22 protein-coding genes are annotated in these 20,010 nt (G+C 38.1%); all 22 read left to right on the forward strand.

What is annotated here, in order from left to right; translation table 11 throughout:
• The first annotated feature begins 42 nt into the window (after positions 1-42).
• The 22 genes from ACIQ2D_RS20195 (at position 43) to ACIQ2D_RS20300 (ending at position 19,940) form a co-directional block, all read left to right on the forward strand.
• Complete coding sequence (locus tag ACIQ2D_RS20195) at positions 43-1,242, forward strand: resuscitation-promoting factor (protein WP_402867103.1); 1,200 nt, start codon at positions 43-45, stop codon at positions 1,240-1,242.
• A gap of 209 nt (positions 1,243-1,451) precedes the next feature.
• A complete protein-coding gene (rnmV, locus tag ACIQ2D_RS20200) occupies positions 1,452-2,018 on the forward strand; it encodes a ribonuclease M5 (protein ID WP_402867104.1) in 567 nt (188 codons plus the stop codon).
• A complete protein-coding gene (gene rsmA, locus ACIQ2D_RS20205; RefSeq protein WP_402867105.1) occupies positions 2,011-2,892 on the forward strand; it encodes a 16S rRNA (adenine(1518)-N(6)/adenine(1519)-N(6))-dimethyltransferase RsmA in 882 nt (293 codons plus the stop codon). The genes rnmV and rsmA overlap by 8 nt, the downstream gene beginning before the upstream one ends.
• 157 nt (positions 2,893-3,049) lie before the next feature.
• Positions 3,050-3,310, forward strand: coding sequence for a biofilm formation stimulator Veg (veg, locus tag ACIQ2D_RS20210; protein WP_402757141.1), 261 nt, complete (start codon positions 3,050-3,052; stop codon positions 3,308-3,310).
• A 114-nt stretch (positions 3,311-3,424) separates the two neighbouring features.
• Complete coding sequence (locus ACIQ2D_RS20215) at positions 3,425-3,610, forward strand: small, acid-soluble spore protein, alpha/beta type (protein WP_402867106.1); 186 nt, start codon at positions 3,425-3,427, stop codon at positions 3,608-3,610.
• 200 nt (positions 3,611-3,810) lie between these two features.
• Entirely contained in the window at positions 3,811-4,677 is an 867-nt protein-coding gene (gene ispE / locus ACIQ2D_RS20220) for a 4-(cytidine 5'-diphospho)-2-C-methyl-D-erythritol kinase (protein ID WP_402867107.1), read from the forward strand.
• Positions 4,678-4,733: 56 nt separating this feature from the next.
• On the forward strand, positions 4,734-5,561 hold the full coding sequence (gene purR / locus ACIQ2D_RS20225) for a pur operon repressor (RefSeq protein WP_402867108.1): 828 nt from the start codon (positions 4,734-4,736) through the stop codon (positions 5,559-5,561).
• Between the two features lie 3 nt (positions 5,562-5,564).
• Entirely contained in the window at positions 5,565-5,939 is a 375-nt protein-coding gene (locus ACIQ2D_RS20230) for a RidA family protein (RefSeq protein ID WP_402867109.1), read from the forward strand.
• Between the two features lie 239 nt (positions 5,940-6,178).
• Positions 6,179-6,472, forward strand: coding sequence for a septation regulator SpoVG (gene spoVG / locus ACIQ2D_RS20235; protein ID WP_402867110.1), 294 nt, complete (start codon positions 6,179-6,181; stop codon positions 6,470-6,472).
• Positions 6,473-6,737: 265 nt separating this feature from the next.
• A complete protein-coding gene (gene glmU / locus ACIQ2D_RS20240) occupies positions 6,738-8,108 on the forward strand; it encodes a bifunctional UDP-N-acetylglucosamine diphosphorylase/glucosamine-1-phosphate N-acetyltransferase GlmU (protein WP_402867111.1) in 1,371 nt (456 codons plus the stop codon).
• A gap of 24 nt (positions 8,109-8,132) precedes the next feature.
• The gene (locus ACIQ2D_RS20245) at positions 8,133-9,092 is read left to right on the forward strand and encodes a ribose-phosphate diphosphokinase (RefSeq protein ID WP_402867112.1); all 960 of its coding nucleotides are present in this window, start codon (positions 8,133-8,135) and stop codon (positions 9,090-9,092) included.
• 209 nt (positions 9,093-9,301) lie between these two features.
• A complete protein-coding gene (gene pth / locus ACIQ2D_RS20250) occupies positions 9,302-9,865 on the forward strand; it encodes an aminoacyl-tRNA hydrolase (RefSeq protein WP_402867113.1) in 564 nt (187 codons plus the stop codon).
• Positions 9,866-9,925: 60 nt separating this feature from the next.
• A complete protein-coding gene (locus tag ACIQ2D_RS20255) occupies positions 9,926-10,153 on the forward strand; it encodes an anti-sigma-F factor Fin (protein ID WP_402867114.1) in 228 nt (75 codons plus the stop codon).
• A gap of 151 nt (positions 10,154-10,304) precedes the next feature.
• Positions 10,305-13,817, forward strand: coding sequence for a transcription-repair coupling factor (mfd, locus tag ACIQ2D_RS20260; protein WP_402867115.1), 3,513 nt, complete (start codon positions 10,305-10,307; stop codon positions 13,815-13,817).
• 183 nt (positions 13,818-14,000) lie between these two features.
• Positions 14,001-14,534: a stage V sporulation protein T gene (spoVT, locus tag ACIQ2D_RS20265; protein WP_402867116.1), complete on the forward strand. Its 534-nt coding sequence runs from the start codon at positions 14,001-14,003 to the stop codon at positions 14,532-14,534.
• A 146-nt stretch (positions 14,535-14,680) separates the two neighbouring features.
• A complete protein-coding gene (locus ACIQ2D_RS20270) occupies positions 14,681-16,300 on the forward strand; it encodes a putative polysaccharide biosynthesis protein (RefSeq protein ID WP_402867117.1) in 1,620 nt (539 codons plus the stop codon).
• Between the two features lie 9 nt (positions 16,301-16,309).
• A complete protein-coding gene (gene yabN / locus ACIQ2D_RS20275; RefSeq protein WP_402867118.1) occupies positions 16,310-17,770 on the forward strand; it encodes a bifunctional methyltransferase/pyrophosphohydrolase YabN in 1,461 nt (486 codons plus the stop codon).
• A gap of 4 nt (positions 17,771-17,774) precedes the next feature.
• Entirely contained in the window at positions 17,775-18,065 is a 291-nt protein-coding gene (locus ACIQ2D_RS20280; RefSeq protein ID WP_402757128.1) for an RNA-binding S4 domain-containing protein, read from the forward strand.
• Between the two features lie 103 nt (positions 18,066-18,168).
• Positions 18,169-18,468, forward strand: a complete 300-nt coding sequence (yabP, locus tag ACIQ2D_RS20285) for a sporulation protein YabP (RefSeq protein WP_402757127.1) — start codon at positions 18,169-18,171, stop codon at positions 18,466-18,468.
• Positions 18,465-18,956, forward strand: coding sequence for a spore cortex biosynthesis protein YabQ (yabQ, locus tag ACIQ2D_RS20290; RefSeq protein WP_402867119.1), 492 nt, complete (start codon positions 18,465-18,467; stop codon positions 18,954-18,956). Before yabP ends, yabQ begins: the two co-directional genes overlap by 4 nt.
• 16 nt (positions 18,957-18,972) lie before the next feature.
• Positions 18,973-19,377 (forward strand): FtsB family cell division protein, encoded by a 405-nt coding sequence (locus tag ACIQ2D_RS20295; RefSeq protein ID WP_402867120.1) that lies wholly within the window; start codon positions 18,973-18,975, stop codon positions 19,375-19,377.
• Positions 19,378-19,511: 134 nt separating this feature from the next.
• The gene (locus ACIQ2D_RS20300; RefSeq protein WP_402757124.1) at positions 19,512-19,940 is read left to right on the forward strand and encodes a S1 domain-containing RNA-binding protein; all 429 of its coding nucleotides are present in this window, start codon (positions 19,512-19,514) and stop codon (positions 19,938-19,940) included.
• Positions 19,941-20,010 lie beyond the last annotated feature (70 nt).

Consider the following 20,010-nt stretch of genomic DNA (forward strand, 5'->3'; position numbering starts at 1 on the left):
TAGTCCGTATAATCCAACTTTGTATTAAGGAGGCGTTTTTTCATGTCAAATCATTCCATGAAAAACTTGTTCTTAGGATCATTGAGGCGTAAGCAAACAGTGATAAGAATTATTTCACTTGTCCTGTTTGTTTCAGTAATTTCGTTCGTTCTTTTTGAAGGGACTAAAAAAACCGTCACTTTTGAAGCGAACGGTGAAGAAAAAGAAGTATCAACACATGCAAAAACTGTAGAAGAATTCCTGCAGGATCAAAATATAGACGTAGCAAAGCATGACGTATTATCACCCTCTCTGAGTACCAAAATTGCTAATGGAATAGCAATTACATGGGAACAGGCAAAAGAAATAACCATTTCAGTTGACGGAAATCAGTCAAAGGTATGGACAACTGAAAGTCTAGTGAAGAACATTTTGAAGGAAGCCAATATTGAAGTGTCAGAGCACGATGAAGTAGCACAAGGCTTAGATGCAAAAGTAGGCGCGGATAACAAAATCGATATTCAAAGAGCGTTTCAGGTAACGCTTGTCGATGGTAGAGAAAAAAGACAAGTTTGGTCCACTTCGACTACGGTCGCTAACTTTTTAAAACAACAGGGAATTCAATTAAACGAATTGGATCGTGTCGAAAATAACCTGGAGGAAGTTATCACTCCAGAGAGTAAAATCGCAGTCGTTCGCGTAGAAAAGGTTATCGATGTAGTGGAAGACTCTTTAGATTTCGCAATAGAAAAGAAAAAGGATTCTTCATTGCCAAAAGGGAAAGAAAAAGTTATAACACGAGGCGGGAAAGGTTTGGTTTCTCGTACTTATGAGGTCTTAAAAGAAAACGGCGAGGTTGTAGCTAAAAATCTACAATCTGAAAAAGTGATTAAGGAGCCTACAAAGCAAGTCGTTGCAGTTGGCACCAAAAATGTAGTTGCAACTGTATCACGTGGCTCAGAACCAGCTAGTGGTAAGGAGTTTTATGTAACAGCAACAGCTTACACACCATATTGTGATGGTTGTTCAGGAACTTCAGCTACTGGTATTAACTTGCGTGCAAATTCAGGGCTAAAAGTTATTGCGGTAGATCCATCTGTTATTAAGCTAGGTTCAAAAGTCTGGGTTGAAGGTTATGGCACAGCCATTGCTGGAGATACAGGCGGTGCAATAAAAGGTAATAAAATTGACATACTTGTACAATCAGATGCCCAGGCACGTCAATGGGGGCGGAAGAAAGTACGCATAAAAGTATTAAATTAAAAATATTGTAAAATATAAACATTTACCTGTGTTTATTTATGAATATTGAAGTGTGACTAAACAATTCTTTGCTTTCCCGTATTGACTGGCGGGAAAGCTTTTTCTATTAAGTAGCCAAAATCAAAAATGGAACCTGCTTAGTATTTCTGTACAATCCTAAAAGGCAGTTGTAAAATGGTCAGGAGATAGGAAAGAAAAGAGGAGCCTCTTTGCAGATAAAAGAAATTATTGTTGTTGAAGGTAAAGATGATACAACAGCTATTAAAAGGGCTGTTCATGCAGATACAATTGAAACAAATGGATCAGCAATTTCTGAAGAAACTTTGCGTCGCATACAACATGCACATGATAAAAGAGGCGTTATTGTTTTTACGGACCCTGATTATCCAGGTCGTCGTATACGTGCGATTATTGAACAACGGATTCAGGGTGTAAAGCATGCATTTTTACCGAAGGCAAAAACTATTGCAAAAAACGGTAAAGGATTAGGTATTGAGCATGCAGCGGATGAAGATATTCGTGAAGCGCTCCGCCAAGTCTATACGCCTAATGAAGCACAAGTAATTGAGGATGACATTACACTAGAAGATTTAATGACAGCGGGGTTGATTGGATATCCGCAATCTAAAGCACGTCGTGATCGGTTGGGCGAGATTTTGAATATTGGTGCTACAAACGGCAAACAGCTTCATAAAAGATTAAAAATGTTTCAAATAACAGAACAGCAATTTGGAGAGGCTGTTGCTTTGTTAGATCAGGAGGAAAAGAATGTATAAAGATATTGCAACACCCATTCGTACACAGGAAATTCTAAAGAAGTATGGCTTTTCGTTTAAAAAGAGCTTAGGACAAAACTTTTTAATCGATCCAAATATTTTACGCAATATTGTTGGGCATGCAGATTTAACAGAAAATAGTGGAGCCATTGAGGTTGGTCCAGGAATCGGTGCATTAACAGAACATTTAGCACGTAACGCAAAAAAAGTTGTATCATTTGAAATCGATCAACGTTTATTACCGGTGCTAGAGGATACACTAAGCCCATATAATAATGTGAAAGTTGTACATTCAGATATTTTAAAAGCGGATGTGGAGAAAGTAATCCAAGAAGAAATGCCGGGTATCGAAGATATTATGGTCGTGGCAAACTTACCGTATTACGTAACGACACCGATATTAATGAAATTATTAAATGACCGACTTCCGATTCGTGGATTTGTAGTGATGATGCAAAAAGAAGTAGCAGATCGTATTACTGCAAAACCAGGGACGAAGGAATATGGCTCATTATCAATTGCTATTCAATATTATGTGAAGGCAGACATTGCGATGGTTGTACCAAAAACAGTCTTTATGCCACAACCAAATGTAGATTCTGCAGTTATTCGTCTTATTAAGCACGATGAACCGCCGGTGAAGGTCATTGATGAAGATTTCCTATTTGTCGTGACGCGGGCTTCGTTTGTGCAACGTCGTAAAACAATTTTAAATAATTTACAGGCTGGTTTACCTAATGGCAAGGCAAATAAAGATAAAATTTTAGAAGCGCTGGCTATGGCTAATATTGAACCGACACGCCGAGGAGAGACCCTTTCAATTCAAGAATTTGGTAAATTAGCAGATTCATTATACCCGATATTCTCAAAGTAAAACATTTTTTTAACAATTACGAGACTATAAAAAAAAATATATATTTTTTTGGTCAAATTAAGTTGACAATATTTATTGCGGGCTGATAAAATATTATATTTTGTTGACATTTTTGGGCGCATCGTTTATACTGTTATATAGTGAGGTGTAAGCGAAAATGCCAAAAACGTTAGCGGACATTAAAAAGTCTTTGGATTGTCATTTGGGCAAACGTTTGCAGTTAAAAGCAAACGGTGGTCGCAAGAAAACGGTTGAGTGTGCAGGGACATTGCGTGAAACATATCGTGCAATATTCGTTGTTGAACTTGATCAGGAAGATGATACGTGCAAGCGGGTATCATATAGCTACACAGATATTTTAACTGAAGCAGTAGAGATTACTTTTTTAGATGAAGCGCAAGCTGCTGTCGCAAAATAGTTGCTAGTCCTTATTTTTATATGTTGCAACACTCATGTATGGGAAAAAATACATGGGTGTTTTTTAATTTTGCCGGACATACTAATTTTGTCGGTTGTTAAAGGAGGAGTTAACATGGCTAAAAAAAGTATCATGTCACCTCGTTTAAAAGAAGAGATTGCAAAGGACCTTGGATTTTATGATGTTGTGGAGAAAGAGGGCTGGGGCGGTATTAAAGCCAGGGATGCCGGTAATATGGTAAAGCGTGCCATAGAAATGGCTGAGCAAGCAAATGGTGAATTTGCAAAGCGTAATGAGTAGTCCACTCATTTTTGAGAAAAAAGGCTTTTAACTTTTAGTGTACACAACAAACAACTGACATTAAAAAGGGGCCGTATTACCAAAAATAGGTAAACGGTTCTTTTTTTCAGTCGTAGCTTTATCATTATGGTAAAATAAACTGAATGATGCTACGCAGAATGTACGGCTGTTTATGCGTGTAGGTAGAAGGAGGAAGTAAGATGCTTTATGTAAAGGCGCCTGCGAAAATTAATTTAACTTTAGATGTACTCTATAAAAGACCAGATAATTATCATGAAGTAGAAATGGTAATGACGACTGTTGATTTGGCCGATCGAATTGGGTTGGAGCCAAGAGAAGATGGTGATATTAGAATTATCTCAGCAGATCGTTTTGTGCCAAATGATCATCGTAACTTTGCTTATCAAGCAGCGCGTCTTATAAAAGATACATATGGCATTAGGCAAGGTGTATCCATCTTAATTGAAAAAGAGATTCCGATCGCAGCTGGGCTCGCAGGTGGTAGTAGTGATGCAGCAGCTACATTAAAAGGTTTGAATGAACTATGGAATTTAAATTTATCAATTGATGAATTAGCTGAGCTTGGATCTAAAATTGGATCAGATGTTTCGTTTTGTGTATATGGCGGTACTGCACTAGCAACTGGTCGCGGTGAAAAAATTCAAGAGTTATCTGCTCCACCAAATTGCTGGGTTGTTTTAGCTAAGCCGAAAATTGGCGTATCAACAGCTGAAGTGTATGGTGGATTAAAGGTAGAAGGTCTTCAACATCCAAATACGAAACAAATGATTCGTGCAATTGAAACAGAAGATTATGAGCTATTATGCGCTTCGGTGGGAAATGTTTTGGAAACTGTAACATTTGATTTGCATCCAGAAGTTGTTATGCTAAAGGAACAAATGAAACGCTTTGGTGCAGATGCAACACTAATGAGCGGAAGCGGTCCAACGGTGTTTGGTCTTGTTGATAGCGAGGCACGTGTGAGCCGTATTTATAATGGACTAAGAGGTTTTTGTGAAGAAGTATATGCTGTGCGCATTTTAGGTGAACGGAATACGCTTGCTTAAAGACGCACAATTGTGTTAATTTTACCTATAAATATTCGTGTTTAGGAGAGGGTCGCATGAAATGGAAACGTAGTGAACGACTAGTGGATATGACGTATTATTTACTAGAACATCCACATCAGCTGATCCCGCTAACTTATTTTTCAGAACTATATCAATCAGCAAAGTCTTCTATTAGTGAAGATTTAACGATTGTAAAAGAAACATTCGAAGAAAAAGGAATCGGGTTATTGATGACAGTACCGGGCGCAGCCGGGGGAGTGAAATATATCCCTAAAATGTCCGAACATGAAGTTCGGTTAGTCATTCAAGATTTAAAAGCAGAGCTAGGGCATTCGGATCGACTATTACCTGGTGGCTATTTATTTATGACTGATTTACTAGGGAATCCAGATTTAATTAATCGTGTAGGGAAAGTATTTGCTTCTGCATTTGCTGGACAACAAATTGATGTCATTATGACAGTAGCTACAAAAGGTATTTCAATTGCACATGCGATTGCAAGACATTTGAATGTACCTGTTGTGGTTGTACGTAGAGATAGTAAAGTAACAGAAGGATCTACAGTCAGCATAAACTATGTATCTGGTTCTTCACGAAGAATTCAGACAATGGTATTATCAAAAAGAAGTATGAAAAGTGGACAACGTGTGTTAATCACTGATGACTTTATGAAAGTCGGCGGTACGATGAACGGCATGAAAAATCTATTAGAAGAATTTGATTGTGAGCTTGCAGGTATTGCGGTACTTGTGGAAGCAGAACATGCAGATGAAACTTTGGTAGATGATTATTATTCACTTATAAAACTTCATGAGGTCAACGAAAAAGACCGTACAATTGCTTTAAGTGAGGGTAATTATTTTTCAAAAAGGGAGAAATGACAAATGAATGTAGTAGCTACAACGAATGCACCAGCAGCAATCGGTCCCTATTCACAAGGTATAATTGTGAATGGTATGTTTTATAGTTCAGGTCAAATTCCACTAACGTCAACAGGCGAATTAGTAGAAGGCGATATCGTCGTACAAACTCACCAAGTATTTACTAACTTAAAAGCAGTGTTAGAAGCTGCAGGCTCGTCGTTAGATAATGTTGTGAAAACAACGGTATTTATGAAGGATATGAATGACTTTGTTGCAATGAATGAAGTGTATGCAAGTCATTTTGGCGAACACAAACCTGCTCGTTCTGCAGTAGAAGTAGCACGTCTACCAAAAGACGTGAAAATAGAAATTGAAGTTATTGCAATTGTGAAATAGTAAAAGAAGAAGACTACTAAAAGAGTTAACACTCTCTTAGTAGTCTTTTTTTATTTGATACAGGATAAATGACAAACAATTGTCAAATTTTACGTAAAATAGAGAAAATAATCTACTGAATTTAAAATGAAGTATTCAAATTTTTTAGAAAATTTGATAGACTATAAAAAAGTAAATATTCGGTAATCCTAGAATATTATATTTTCACTAAGGCATCTAAGATGAGAGGTGGTGAGAAAATGGAAGTTACTGATGTAAGATTACGTCGTGTACAAACAGATGGCCGCATGCGTGCGATTGCTTCCATTACACTCGACAATGAGTTTGTTGTACATGATATTCGTGTAATTGATGGGAACACAGGATTGTTCGTAGCAATGCCAAGCAAGCGTACTCCAGATGGAGAATTTAGAGATATTGCACATCCAATCAATTCAACTACACGCAATAAAATTCAAGACATCATTTTATCGGCTTATCATAGTTCACAAGAAGATGATGTAGTAATTGAACTGGAAGAAGTAGGAGTATAGGTTTGTTAATGGATATTAATATTCCATTAAATGTTTTAATCGTAGTTTAAAATGTCAAAAAATAAGAACTCTTCAATAAACTGTGGAGTTCTTTTTATTGTGTGAAAAAATCGATAAAGAGAAAATTTTGTGCATAAATAAAAAGTTTCAAGCATGAAGCATATTTATAGGGATTTCTTAGTTTTGTCAAGTCTGAATACCTTGAAAATAGATGAATTTTGCTATATAGTCAAAATAGAAAAAGAGCGTATTGGAGGACTTACAGATGAGCAACATTTTTGCTGTCATTTTGGCTGCAGGTCAAGGTACACGTATGAAGTCCAAATTATATAAAGTGCTACATCCAGTATGTGGTAAACCTATGGTGCAACATGTTGTTGACCACATTCAATCATTAGATGTAAATCGCATCGTAACAGTTGTTGGACATGGTGCAGAAAAAGTGAAAGATCAGCTTGGTGATAAAAGTGAATATGTTTTACAAGCTGAACAGTTAGGAACAGCACATGCTGTCCAACAGGCAGAAGCCATTTTAGGAAGCGAGGAGGGTACAACATTAGTTGTATGTGGAGATACTCCTTTGATTCGCCCTGAAACGATGCAAGCTTTGTTTGAGCATCATCAAGCAAAAAATGCTAAAGCCACTATTTTAACCGCTGTTGCAGAAAATCCAACTGGCTATGGACGTATTTTACGTGGTGAAAATGGTCAAGTTGAGCAGATTGTTGAGCAAAAAGATGCAACTGCAGAACAGCAATTGGTCACAGAAATCAATACAGGTACGTATTGCTTCGATAACAAAGCGTTATTTGAAACGTTAAAACTTGTGAAAAACGACAATGCACAAGGTGAGTATTACTTGCCTGATGTTATTGAACTTCTTCAAAAACAAGGAGAAGTAGTTGAAGCTTATGTAACTGAAGATTTTGAAGAGACACTTGGCGTAAATGATCGATTTGCTTTATCACAAGCAGAGGGGTTAATGCGTGCGCGTATTAATGAACGACATATGCGTAATGGTGTGACAATTATCAATCCGTCTGCAACGTATATTAGCTCAGATGCAGTTATTGGTAGTGATACTGTTATTCAACCAGGCTCTATGATTGAAGGATTCACAGTAATTGGGGAAGATTGCATAATCGGACCAAATACGCAAATTATAGAAAGTCGCATTGGTGATCGTACAGCTATACATTCATCGGTAGTACGTGAAAGTGTTATTGCAGATGATACAGCAATTGGACCATTCGCACATATTCGCCCGCTTTCAAATATCGGTAGTCATGTGAAAATCGGTAATTTTGTAGAAGTGAAGAAGAGTACGTTAGGTGACGACTCAAAAGTATCTCATTTAAGCTATATTGGTGATGCTGAAGTAGGAAATAACGTTAATATCGGTTGTGGTTCAATTACTGTCAATTATGATGGTAAAAATAAGTTCCAAACAATTATTGAAGATGATGTATTTGTTGGATGTAATACCAACCTAGTAGCACCAGTGAAAGTTGGTAAAGGTTCATTTATTGCAGCAGGATCTACAATTACAAAAGAGGTTCCAGAAGATGCACTGGCAATTGCACGTGCAAGACAAGAAAACAAACCTAATTATGTAAGTAAACTAAATTTAAAATAATTATCAACTAAACAGGAGGCCATCATGCCGTATCAATATGCTAACTCACAATTAAAAATATTTTCACTTAACTCTAATAATCCCCTTGCTCAAGAAATTGCGCAGGAAATGGGCGTAGAATTAGGTAAATCTTCTGTTAAACACTTCAGTGATGGAGAGGTTCAAATTAGCATTGAAGAAAGTATTCGTGGTTGTGATGTGTTTATCGTGCAATCTACTTCTGCACCGGTAAACGAACATTTAATGGAGCTTTTAATTATGGTAGATGCAGTAAAACGCGCATCTGCTCGTACAGTTAACGTTGTAATGCCGTATTATGGTTATGCACGCCAAGACCGTAAAGCGAAAGCGCGTGAGCCAATTACAGCTAAATTAGTAGCAAACTTACTTGAAACTGCTGGTGCAACTCGTGTCATCGTATTAGACTTGCACGCACCACAAATTCAAGGTTTCTTCGACATTTTAATCGATCACTTAATGGCAGTACCTTTACTTTCAGAATACTTCCAATCAAAAAACATCCCTACAGAAGATATCGTTGTTGTATCTCCTGACCACGGTGGTGTAACACGTGCTCGTAAAATGGCTGAACGCTTAAAAGCACCAATTGCAATTATTGATAAACGACGTCCAAAACCAAACGTGGCAGAAGTTATGAACATCGTTGGTAATGTTGATGGTAAAGTGGCAATCTTAATTGATGATATTATCGATACAGCTGGTACAATTACAATTGGCGCCGATGCTCTACGTGCTGCTGGGGCGAAGGAAGTTTACGCTTGCTGTTCTCACCCAGTATTATCGGGTCCTGCAATTGAGCGTATCAATAACTCAGCGATTAAAGAGTTAGTTGTGACAAATACAATTCAACTTTCAGAAGATAAGAAGTCTCCAAAAATTATTGAGCTTTCTGTAGCGAAATTAATGGCGGATGCTATCTCTCGTGTATACGAAAACAAATCTGTAAGTACTCTATTTGATTAATAAATAACGAAAAGGCGGACTCACTTGATTAGTGGGTTCGCTTTTGTATTTAAAGTATTAGAAAAAGAAAAATATGGTCATGTAATAATCTTCTTGAAAAAGTCATTTTTAACTATGATAACTTATCTTTATGTATTAATCATCGAAATGTATTTCTTCCTAGTGCATATGGTAAAATAACTACTATTAGGTTAAAAAGCGAGGTAATTATGAAAATTATTGTTGGTTTGGGGAACCCGGGGAAACCCTATGAAAATACACGTCACAATATTGGTTTTGATGTAATAGACGCCTTAGCAAAAAAATGGGACGCGCCGTTAACAAATTCAAAATTTAATGGTATGTATGCAACTGTGCATCGTCCAGAAGGTAAGGTTCTAATTGTCAAACCTCTAACATATATGAATTTATCGGGAGAATGTGTTGGCCCGCTAATGGATTATTTTGATATTGATGTGGAAGATTTAATTGTCATTTATGATGATTTAGATTTAGAGACAGGTAAATTGCGTTTGCGTCAAAAAGGTAGTGCGGGTGGACATAATGGCATTAAGTCCTTAATTCACCATTTAGGCACACAAGAATTTAATCGTATTCGTGTCGGAGTAAATCGCCCACCTGCAGGCATGAAAGTAGCAGATTATGTACTTTCGAAATTTTCAAAAGAAGACAAAGTAGTTATTGGTGATGCAATTGAAAAGAGTGTAAATGCGGTAGAAACAGCGCTATCGACACCATTTCTAGAAGTGATGAATAAGTTCAATGGTGCATAATTCTTCAAGCGAATGTCTATACTTTAAGTAGTTAATTGCTTAAAGGAGGATGATTTGGAGATGTCAGTTCGCTATCGATGTCGTCATTGTGAAGTAGAAATTGGGACGCTACCATTTGATGCAGATGATACAATTCGAAAGTTGCATATTTTCGAAATGGGTGAGGCAGATGACTATATTGAAAAAGATCGGCACGGCCACACGACAGTACATTGCATTTGTGAGCAGTGCGAAGATTCGCTAAGACAATATCCAGATTATCATGCGTTAAATAAATGGCTACAGTAATAGTGAAAGATGCTTTGGCGCAGAATTTGTGCGTCCAAAGCTTTTTCCGTTTCAAAAATAGAAAAATTAAACTAGCATTATTGTTATAGACTAGCAGGTATTAGAGATTATAAATAAAAAGATTTTTGTGTTTTGAAAGGGGCGTTTGACTGTGGAAGTTTTACGACAACTAGTGTCGCAGGACAAACATATTACATCATTTTTGCAGGAGATTCAGAGCGGACAGACAGTGTCACAGCTTATAACAGGGTTAACAGGAAGTGCACGCCCGGTTTTTGTGGATGCATTATTTAAATACGTAAATAAACCGATCTATATTGTGTCATCTAATTTATTACAGGCACAAAAAATGGTGGATGAGCTAGTAGGCTTATTAGGTGAAGAATATGTACATTATTATCCCGCAGATGAATTTATTGCAGCAGATTTATCTGTAGCATCACCAGAGTTACGTGCTGAGCGTATTGCGACACTCGATAGTTTAGCGAGGGGAGAACGTGCTGTTTATGTGATTCCTGTCGCTGGCTTACGGAAAATGATGCCACCAAAGGAGCACTGGACACAATACTTTTTGCAGACAGCAGTAGGCGAGGATATTGAAATTGAAAAGTGGTTACAAACTTTAGTTGCGATGGGGTATGTAAGAAATTCGATGGTAACAACGCCGGGTGAGTTTGCACTGCGTGGGGGCATTTTAGATATTTATCCGCCATATTTAGAAGCACCAATTCGTTTAGAGTTATTTGATACAGAAGTAGATTCAATCCGTACATTCTCTGCCGATGACCAACGTTCAATCGATAAATTACAAACAGTGCGTATTTTACCTGCATCTGAAGTAATTTTGACGAGAGAAGAAAGAGCTGCGTTAGCGAGCCGAATAGAAGTGGCATTAGCCGAGAGCTTAAAAAAGGTGAAAAAGCAGGAAACGAAGGAGCTTCTTTATCAAAATATTCAGTATGATATTGACATGCTACAGCAGGGGAATATACCGGATTATGTGAATAAATACGGATCACTTTTATATGATAAAACGGCGTATTTAGGCGATTATTTTGCCAAAGATGGTCTTGTGTTGTTCGATGAACTTGGACGTATACAAGAAATTATGGATGCATGGGAACGTGAAGAAGATGAGTGGTTTTTATCGCTTATTGAAGAGGGGAAAATTGTCCATGATGTAAAGCCAGCGTTCTCTTTAAAAGAAATTTTGGCGATGATTTCACAGCAGAAATTATTTTTCTCATTATTCTCTCGTACATTTTCAGGTATAACGTTTAAAAAGACGACGAATTTCTCATGTAAGCCGATGCAGCAGTTCCACGGACAGATGGCGTTGCTACAAAGTGAAATTGAACGTTGGCAGATGGGGAAATTTACAGTTCTTATTGTAGCTAGTGGTAAAGATCGTAAAATACGTGTGCAACAAATGCTAGAAGAATACGATATACATGCAACAATTGGTGAGCCGGCAGAGTCAGGTATGTATATTGTAGACGGCAGTCTGTCAAATGGTTTTGAGCTACCATTACAACGTATCGCAGTCGTTACAGAGGATGAGCTATTTAAACAGCAGGCGAAGAAAAAAGCACGTCCACAAAAGATGACCAATGCTGAACGCATTAAAAGTTATACGGAGATTAAAGCCGGGGATTATGTTGTTCATGTACATCATGGGATAGGGAAATACATTGGTGTAGAAACTTTAGAAGTAAATGGCACACATAAAGACTACTTGCATATACGTTACCGTGCAGATGATAAATTGTATGTCCCAGTCGAGCAAATTGATTTAATTCAAAAGTACGTAGCATCTGAAGACCGTGAGCCGAAATTACATAAGCTCGGCGGTGCGGAGTGGAAAAAAGCCAAGGCAAAAGTTTCATCAGCTGTTCAAGATATTGCAGATGATCTTATTAAACTTTATGCGAAGCGTGAGGCAGAGGTAGGCCATGCTTTTGCGCCGGATAATGATGACCAACGTGCGTTTGAGGCATCGTTCTCCTATGAAGAGACAGAGGATCAATTACGTTCTATTATTGAGGTCAAGCGAGATATGGAAAGAGAGCGCCCAATGGACCGTCTTGTGTGCGGTGATGTTGGTTACGGTAAAACAGAAGTAGCAATTCGTGCAGCATTTAAAGCGATTCAAGATGGGAAGCAAGTTGCTTTTCTAGTACCGACGACGATTCTAGCGCAGCAGCACTATGAAACTATTCGAGAACGCTTCCAAGACTTTGCGATTAATGTCGGCGTGTTGTCACGTTTCCGCACGAAAAAAGAACAAACGGCAACGTTAAAAGGTTTAAAAGAAGGACAAATTGATATTGTGATTGGGACACATCGTATTTTATCGAAGGATTTAATTTTCCAGGACCTTGGGTTACTTATTGTTGATGAGGAGCAACGTTTTGGTGTATCACATAAAGAAAAAATTAAACAGTTGAAAACCAATGTTGACGTGTTGACACTTACAGCGACCCCTATTCCAAGAACGCTTCATATGTCTATGGTTGGTGTACGTGATTTATCCGTTATTGAAACGCCACCAGCAAACCGTTTCCCAGTCCAAACTTATGTTATGGAGCATAGCGGGGCATTAGTGCGAGAAGCCATTGAGCGTGAGATGGCACGTGGGGGACAAGTGTTTTACTTATACAACCGCGTTGAGGATATGGCACGTAAAGTAGATGAAATACAAATGCTTGTACCAGAAGCACGCATTGGACATGCGCATGGGAAAATGACTGAATCAGAATTAGAATCAGTGATTTTAGCCTTTTTAGAAGGCGATTATGATGTACTTGTTACGACGACAATTATTGAAACTGGTGTGGACATACCAAATGTAAACACGCTAATCGTGCATGATGCAGACCGTATGGGGCTAGCGCAGCTTTATCAATTACGTGGACGTGTAGGACGTTCAAATCGAGTTGCCTATGCGTATTTTATGTATCAGCGTGATAAAGTGTTAACAGATGTAGCAGAGCAACGTTTACAGGCAATTAAAGAATTCACAGAGCTTGGTTCTGGCTTTAAAATTGCCATGCGCGACTTATCAATTCGTGGTGCTGGGAATTTGCTTGGTGCACAACAACATGGCTTCATAGATTCCGTAGGCTTTGACCTGTACTCACAGATGCTCGAAGAAGCGATTGCAGAGCGTCAAACGGGTGTGAAAAAAGAAGATAAACCAGACATTGAAATTTTACTCAATATTGATGCCTATATTCCAGATGCATACATTCCAGATGGGTACCAAAAAATTCAAATGTACAAGCGCATAAAGGCAATGGACCGAGTAGAAGATTACGGTGAAATTATGGAAGAATTACAGGATCGTTTTGGTGATTTACCGGTTGAAACGGAGCGTTTACTTCGCATTGCACGCATGAAGGTATGGGGCTTAGAAATGGGCGTAATCTCAATTAAAGAAAAACAAAAAGTTATTACGATTTTATTGTCAGAAGAAGGTACTGCAAAAGTGGATGGTAGTAAAATTGTGACAGAGACGATGAAGTTCGAAAGAGCAGTAGGTTTTGGTATGGACGGTATGCAATTAATGTTAACCATTGATGAGCGAAAATGTATAAAATACCAAACATTTGATGTTTTAGAAGAATTGATGAAAATAATCGCTCATTCTAAAAAAAAATCATGATAAAAGGCTGATTTTATTGACATACTAATAAAGTCAGCCTTATTGTATGTAATGAGACAAATTATTATGGAAAAAAATAATGGATTCAAATCCTTTTTGTTCATTTTCTGCATAGATTGTCTTTAGAAAAACCATACTATAGTTGAAGAAAAATTTTGATGAATACGAAAGCGAGGCAGTTACATGAAAGCAACAGGAATTGTTCGTCGTATAGATGATCTAGGACGTGTAGTTATTCCGAAAGAAATCCGCAGGACGCTGCGCATCCGAGAAGGTGATCCGTTAGAAATTTATACGGCTCGCGAAGGAGAAATTATTCTAAAAAAATATTCACCGATTAACGATTTAGGTGAATTTGCAAAAGAATATGTTGAAACACTTTATGAGACACTGGGAACGCCAGCAATCATTACAGACCGCGATGAAGTTATTGCTATAGCTGGAATTGGCAAGAAAGAATATATTGGACGTCGCATAACATCTTTCGCAGAAGGATTTATGGAAGAGCGTGCTACAACGATTGAAAAAATGGAAACGACAATTGAAATCGTACCTGGACAATATGAGCAAGTAAAATCTTATTGTGCAACGCCGATTATTGCGAATGGCGATCCAATTGGTTCAATTATTGTACTATCAAAAGTGCATTTTGTTGGTGAAGTAGAAGTAAAAGTAGTTGAAACAGCTGCTAATTTCTTATCAAAACAAATGGAATAATGTTATTAATATAAAGTTATTGGGATGACCGAATAGGCCGTACAATAACTTTTTTTCTTTATACATAAATTAAGTGCATCGAGCGCGTCAAGCTTTTAAGGTATGCTATACTATTGGCATTGTAAAATAAGGAAAGAGGACGATTTATGTCTGAACGTTTTGACATGAAAAGCTACATGAAGGGTGCTGCACTTCTAACAATTGCAGCGTTAATTGTAAAAGTATTAAGTGCAATTTATCGTGTGCCTTTTCAAAACTTAGTAGGAGATGAAGGCTTTTATATTTACCAACAAGTGTATCCATTCATGGCGATTTTCGTAGTATGGACTTCAAGCGGTTTTGCAGTGGCGATTTCCAAGATGTTGGCAGATAATGATTTATTGAAGGATAAAGAGCAGCGCGAACAGCGGAGAAGCAACATTTTACGGATTGTTTTTCGCTACTTAACGGTATTATCGTTCATATTCTTTGCTGTGTTATTTGGCGGAGCAGATATGCTTGCGCAAATGATGGGAGATGTAGAACTTGCATCACTTTTACGTGTAGGGGCGTTCATCGTACTCGTCATGCCAGCATTGGCAGTTATAAAAGGTGGATTTCAATCGCGAGGCATAATGGAACCAATTGCGTACGCACAAGTGGCCGAGCAAACAGTGAGAATATGTGTTATTTTAGCAGGGACATTTATCATTATGACAACGACAAAATCATTATATGGTGCTGGAAGAATGGCAATTGCGGGAACAGTTATTGGCGAAATTATGGGTTTATTGCTCCTTGCGTATCTATATAAGAAACGTTTTGGGGGATTTGCGGCTAAGCCGAAAAAACAACTTTCCAGTTTGCCAATTTTAAAAGAAGTCACATTGCTGAGTTTAAGCGTGAGTATGAGTAGTTTACTATTACTTGGCTATCAGCTGGTTGATTCTTTTACGGTGTATTCGTTATTAATTGAAAGTGGCCTGGATGAAGCGTTGGCAAAGGAAACAAAGGGTGTTTACGATCGGGGACAGCCATTAGTACAATTGGGAATTGTGATTGCCTCGTCATTATCACTTGCCATCGTGCCGCTTGTTGCGCATATGTCAAAGAAAAATAGTGGCCGTAATGCCACTCCATTTATTCAGTTAACGTACCGAACGTCAGTATTATTTGGGTGGGCAGCATCACTCGGTTTAGTGCTTGTGATGCCTTATGTGAATGCCATGTTATTTAAAACGGACATGCTATCGGAAGTGCTTATGTTATATGTTCTGCAAATTGTCCCCTTGTCGATTATTTTGACGTTTACAGCGATTTTGCAAGGTTACGGGAAATTAAAAAAGCCAGCATTTTTCTTATTCAGTGGCTTTATCATAAAAGTAATATTGAATGTTATGACAATAGGTTCAATTGGTGTATTGGGGGCTGCGATTGCCAATAATATCGGTCTATTGGTTACAGCAATAGCGCTTGTTTTCTATTTGAAAAAAATGATGGGGCTCCAGCTGGCTCCAGCTAGTTTTTATAAAAAAGTGGGGATTGCGTCAGTTAGTATGGCAGTGGTTGTCATTGGCTGGTTACAATTTATACCTGTACTACTGAGCGGATTTGTATCTGAGCGTATGGTGGCTGTTATCGCAGGTCTAAGTGCTGTGAGTATTGGCGCTATCGTGATGATTACTATTATTGCAAAACTACGAGTGCTTGCAGAAAAAGAATGGTATTTATTGCCTCTTGGACGAAGAATGGCAGTTTATCAATTATGGTTAAATCGAAAGAAGTAGGTGGAAATATTGAATACATTAACAGTAATTGGCCTTGGTGCTGGTGATTTTGACCAGTTGCAAATGGGTGTATATAAAAAACTGAAAGCTGCAAAGAAATTATATGTTCGTACTGTGGATCACCCAGTACTAGATGAATTAGCGGCTGAGGGCTTACAGTTTGAAAGCTTTGATGGGGTCTATGAAAAACATGGAACATTCCAACCTGTCTATGAAGAAATTTCGGATTTACTTATCGAAGCAACAGCTGCAGGTAATGTGATGTACGCTGTTCCGGGACATCCTTTAGTGGCAGAGCAAACAGTACAACTACTTATCGCTGCCGCAGAAGCAGGAAAGGTAAACTTAGTTATTGAAGGTGGACAAAGCTTTTTAGATCCAATTTTCGGCGCGTTAAAAATAGATCCGATTGAAGGTTTCCAATTGCTTGATGGCACGAGCTTTAATATGCATGATATCAATATGCGCCAACACATTTTAATTGCGCAAGTATACGATACATTTAGCGCTTCTGAGGTAAAACTCACACTAATGGAAAAATACGATGATGAATATCCGGTTACGGTCGTAACAGCAGCGGGTTCATCACAAGAAAAATTAATAACTGTACCTCTTTATGAGTTAGATCAGAGCGTAGAAGTGGATAATTTAACGACGATTTATGTGCCACCAGTGAAGTCGCAGGAAGGTGCGCTACGTGATTGGGCAACATTCCGCCAAATTATTGCGACATTACGTGGTCCAAACGGCTGTCCGTGGGATCAAAAGCAAACCCATGAGTCACTAAAAAAATATTTGCTAGAGGAAGCCCATGAATATTTAGCTGCTGTTGATGCAGAAGATGATTTTGCAATGATAGAGGAGCTAGGTGATGTCTTATTACAAGTGTTCTTAAACGCGCAAATTGGTGAAGATCTAGGCTACTTCACGTTAGAGGATGTTCTTGCATCAATTAGTGAAAAAATGATTCGTCGCCATCCGCATGTATTTAGCGACGTGTCAGTAGAAGATGCGGATGACGTTATTGCAAATTGGGAAGCGATTAAAGCAGAGGAAAAGGGAACGAGTGACAAGCCTTTATTGGACGAAGAATATAGAGCATCCTCTTCATTACAAACTGCTTATAATTATCAAAAGCGTGCTGCCAAAGTAGGGTTTGATTGGCCAGATGTTGCAGGTGCATGGGACAAATTTGCTGAAGAATGGCAAGAATTCCGTGATGAGGTGACGACAGGTTCAGCGGAAACTCGTTTAGATGAATTTGGTGATGTCTTATTCACACTTGTCAACTTAGCGCGCTTCTATAAACTATCACCTGAAGAAGCAATGCTACATGCTAATGAAAAGTTCGCACGACGTTTTGGCTATGTAGAAGAGAAAGTAATAGAGAGCGGCAAACCGTTTTCGGCATATACACTAGAACAATTAGATGCTTTTTGGGATGAAGCAAAACGATTAGAGAGGGAGTAATAATATGCGATTAGACAAATATTTAAAAGTTTCTCGATTGATTAAACGCCGTACACTGGCAAAGGAAGTAGCAGATCAAGGTCGTATTACAATTAATGAAAAAGTGGCGAAGGCTAGCAGTGCAGTAAAGGTTGGGGACGAGCTTGCGATTCGTTTTGGGCAAAAAGTCGTTACAGCACGTGTAGAGGAACTACGTGATACTGTGAAGAAAGAAGATGCTGCAAAGATGTTTACGATCTTAAAAGAAGAGCGTCTTGAAAAAATTGAACCAGAGTTTATCGACGACGAAGATTAAAATTTCTTCCTCATAAAAGTATGGCGACTTTAAAAAGTTGTCATGCTTTTTAGGTTGTCCGCATAAAGTGAACAGAAGATAGGACGACTAAAGGAGGAAAAAAATGACGCTACATCAAGAAAGTAATCGTTACACAATTCCATCTGGAGAACATATTCTGACGATTCGCAATCGCAAAAGAATGGACATGACTTCTGTAAAATCGATTGAACGCTTTGATCAGGAAGAGTTTTTTATTAAGACGTCCCAAGGGCACTTGTTAATTCGTGGCGAGTCACTGCATATCGTTCATTTAGATGTGGACAAGGGTTTACTAACACTCGAAGGAACCGTGAAAACCTTGCAATATGATGAAGAGGAAAGTGGCTTCTCGAAAGGTTTCCTTCATAAACTGTTTGGATGATTGTCAGCGAGCAATTTTTTCAGCTGCTGGTCATGGTTACGAGCGGTATTGCAGTTGGATTTATCATTGATAGTGTAAGATTAGTTATATTTTCTACACCAAAACGATCACGCCTCCGAAAGTGGATGGTGTTTGTCGAGCTACTAACATGGATTGCGCTCGGAGGCATGACGTATTATTTATTGTTTTGGTTAAAGGATGGTGCATGGCGGGCATATGACCCGCTGGCACAAATATTAGGGATATTTTTATACCAAATATTTTTTCAACGAATTTTACGTTTCATTGCACGTATTTTGGTGAATATAACAGTAAAGCCTATCTGGTTTATGATCCGATTAATAATCGCCATAATTCGACGTATTCTGCAACTTATTCTCAATATAGTTGGTATTATCGTAAGGCCTTTTGTCAAAATTTATTCGTATTTGGTGTACACTTTTTCAAAAAAAATGAGAAAATTAAAGTATAATAAAAGACAAGAATAATTTCGGAGGTGCGGACATGACGAAACGTCATTCATCAAATGATGACCGGCAAAACTACACGAAACTTGATAATGACTATGTCCGTAACGCTGATAAAGCTACGAACCATAAAGTACAGTCACGGAAACGTAAAATGCGCCGTATTGTCTTTTTTGCGGTCGTACCAGTCGTAATTATCGGTTTTCTTTTAAATGTGCTTACTCATCAAAATGAAACATTAGCAGCAAAAGAAAAAAAGAAGGTAGAAGTTGAACAGCAATTGGCGAAATTGAAAGAGGAACAGGAACTGTTAAATCTGGAAATTACACAATTAGAAGATGACGAATACATCGCGAAGATATTACGCAAAGAATATTTCTTATCAGAAGAAGGCGAGATAATTTTCGCATTACCAAAAAAAGACGATAAAAAAGACGACTGAGAAGCTATGTATTGTTGACACTCTTTTTTTGTTATATATAATGAAAAGAGAAACCTATTGTAACAAACAGTTTCATCAAATTGATTACATGACCTAGAAAGGTCGCTTAATTTTTAAGGAGGAGCATTTTTTTTATGTCAATTGAAGTAGGCAGCAAGGTACAAGGTAAAGTAACAGGAATCACAAATTTTGGAGCGTTCGTAGAGCTTCCAGATGGCAAAACAGGATTGGTGCACATTAGTGAAGTTGCTGACAATTATGTAAAAGACATTAACGAACATCTAAAAGTTGGAGATGTAGTAGAAGTAAAAGTGATGAATGTTGAAGCGGACGGAAAGATTGGTCTTTCAATCCGTAAAGCAAAACCTCAAGCTGAGAGACCAGAGCGTCCTCAACGACCACGCCGTGACAATCGCTCAAATGATCGTAATGAACGCCATCAACCTAAAGAAAACTTTGAGCAAAAAATGGCACGTTTCTTAAAAGATAGCGATGAACGCCTTACAACGCTAAAACGCGCTACAGAATCAAAACGTGGTGGTCGTGGAGCTAGAAGAGGGTAATTTGCTGACTGTTTTAATCGTAGAAAAAGTGTATTAAATAGAGTAAGGGATTAGATTTTGTTCACTACAA

This window comes from Lysinibacillus sp. NPDC097287, from assembly GCF_044761695.1.
In the GTDB taxonomy this organism is placed as follows: domain Bacteria; phylum Bacillota; class Bacilli; order Bacillales_A; family Planococcaceae; genus Lysinibacillus.

Coding starts and splice junctions, on each gene's coding strand:
- ACIQ2D_RS20215 (WP_402867106.1), top strand. CDS start 3,425: ATGGCTAAAAAAAGTATCATGTCACCTCGTTTAAAAGAAGAGATTGCA.
- glmU (WP_402867111.1), top strand. CDS start 6,738: ATGAGCAACATTTTTGCTGTCATTTTGGCTGCAGGTCAAGGTACACGT.
- ACIQ2D_RS20245 (WP_402867112.1), top strand. CDS start 8,133: ATGCCGTATCAATATGCTAACTCACAATTAAAAATATTTTCACTTAAC.
- ACIQ2D_RS20230 (WP_402867109.1), top strand. CDS start 5,565: ATGAATGTAGTAGCTACAACGAATGCACCAGCAGCAATCGGTCCCTAT.
- spoVT (WP_402867116.1), top strand. CDS start 14,001: ATGAAAGCAACAGGAATTGTTCGTCGTATAGATGATCTAGGACGTGTA.
- ACIQ2D_RS20280 (WP_402757128.1), top strand. CDS start 17,775: ATGCGATTAGACAAATATTTAAAAGTTTCTCGATTGATTAAACGCCGT.
- ACIQ2D_RS20270 (WP_402867117.1), top strand. CDS start 14,681: ATGTCTGAACGTTTTGACATGAAAAGCTACATGAAGGGTGCTGCACTT.
- rsmA (WP_402867105.1), top strand. CDS start 2,011: ATGTATAAAGATATTGCAACACCCATTCGTACACAGGAAATTCTAAAG.
- veg (WP_402757141.1), top strand. CDS start 3,050: ATGCCAAAAACGTTAGCGGACATTAAAAAGTCTTTGGATTGTCATTTG.
- ACIQ2D_RS20295 (WP_402867120.1), top strand. CDS start 18,973: ATGACGAAACGTCATTCATCAAATGATGACCGGCAAAACTACACGAAA.
- pth (WP_402867113.1), top strand. CDS start 9,302: ATGAAAATTATTGTTGGTTTGGGGAACCCGGGGAAACCCTATGAAAAT.
- purR (WP_402867108.1), top strand. CDS start 4,734: ATGAAATGGAAACGTAGTGAACGACTAGTGGATATGACGTATTATTTA.
- ispE (WP_402867107.1), top strand. CDS start 3,811: ATGCTTTATGTAAAGGCGCCTGCGAAAATTAATTTAACTTTAGATGTA.
- yabP (WP_402757127.1), top strand. CDS start 18,169: ATGACGCTACATCAAGAAAGTAATCGTTACACAATTCCATCTGGAGAA.
- ACIQ2D_RS20255 (WP_402867114.1), top strand. CDS start 9,926: ATGTCAGTTCGCTATCGATGTCGTCATTGTGAAGTAGAAATTGGGACG.
- yabQ (WP_402867119.1), top strand. CDS start 18,465: ATGATTGTCAGCGAGCAATTTTTTCAGCTGCTGGTCATGGTTACGAGC.
- spoVG (WP_402867110.1), top strand. CDS start 6,179: ATGGAAGTTACTGATGTAAGATTACGTCGTGTACAAACAGATGGCCGC.
- ACIQ2D_RS20300 (WP_402757124.1), top strand. CDS start 19,512: ATGTCAATTGAAGTAGGCAGCAAGGTACAAGGTAAAGTAACAGGAATC.
- ACIQ2D_RS20195 (WP_402867103.1), top strand. CDS start 43: ATGTCAAATCATTCCATGAAAAACTTGTTCTTAGGATCATTGAGGCGT.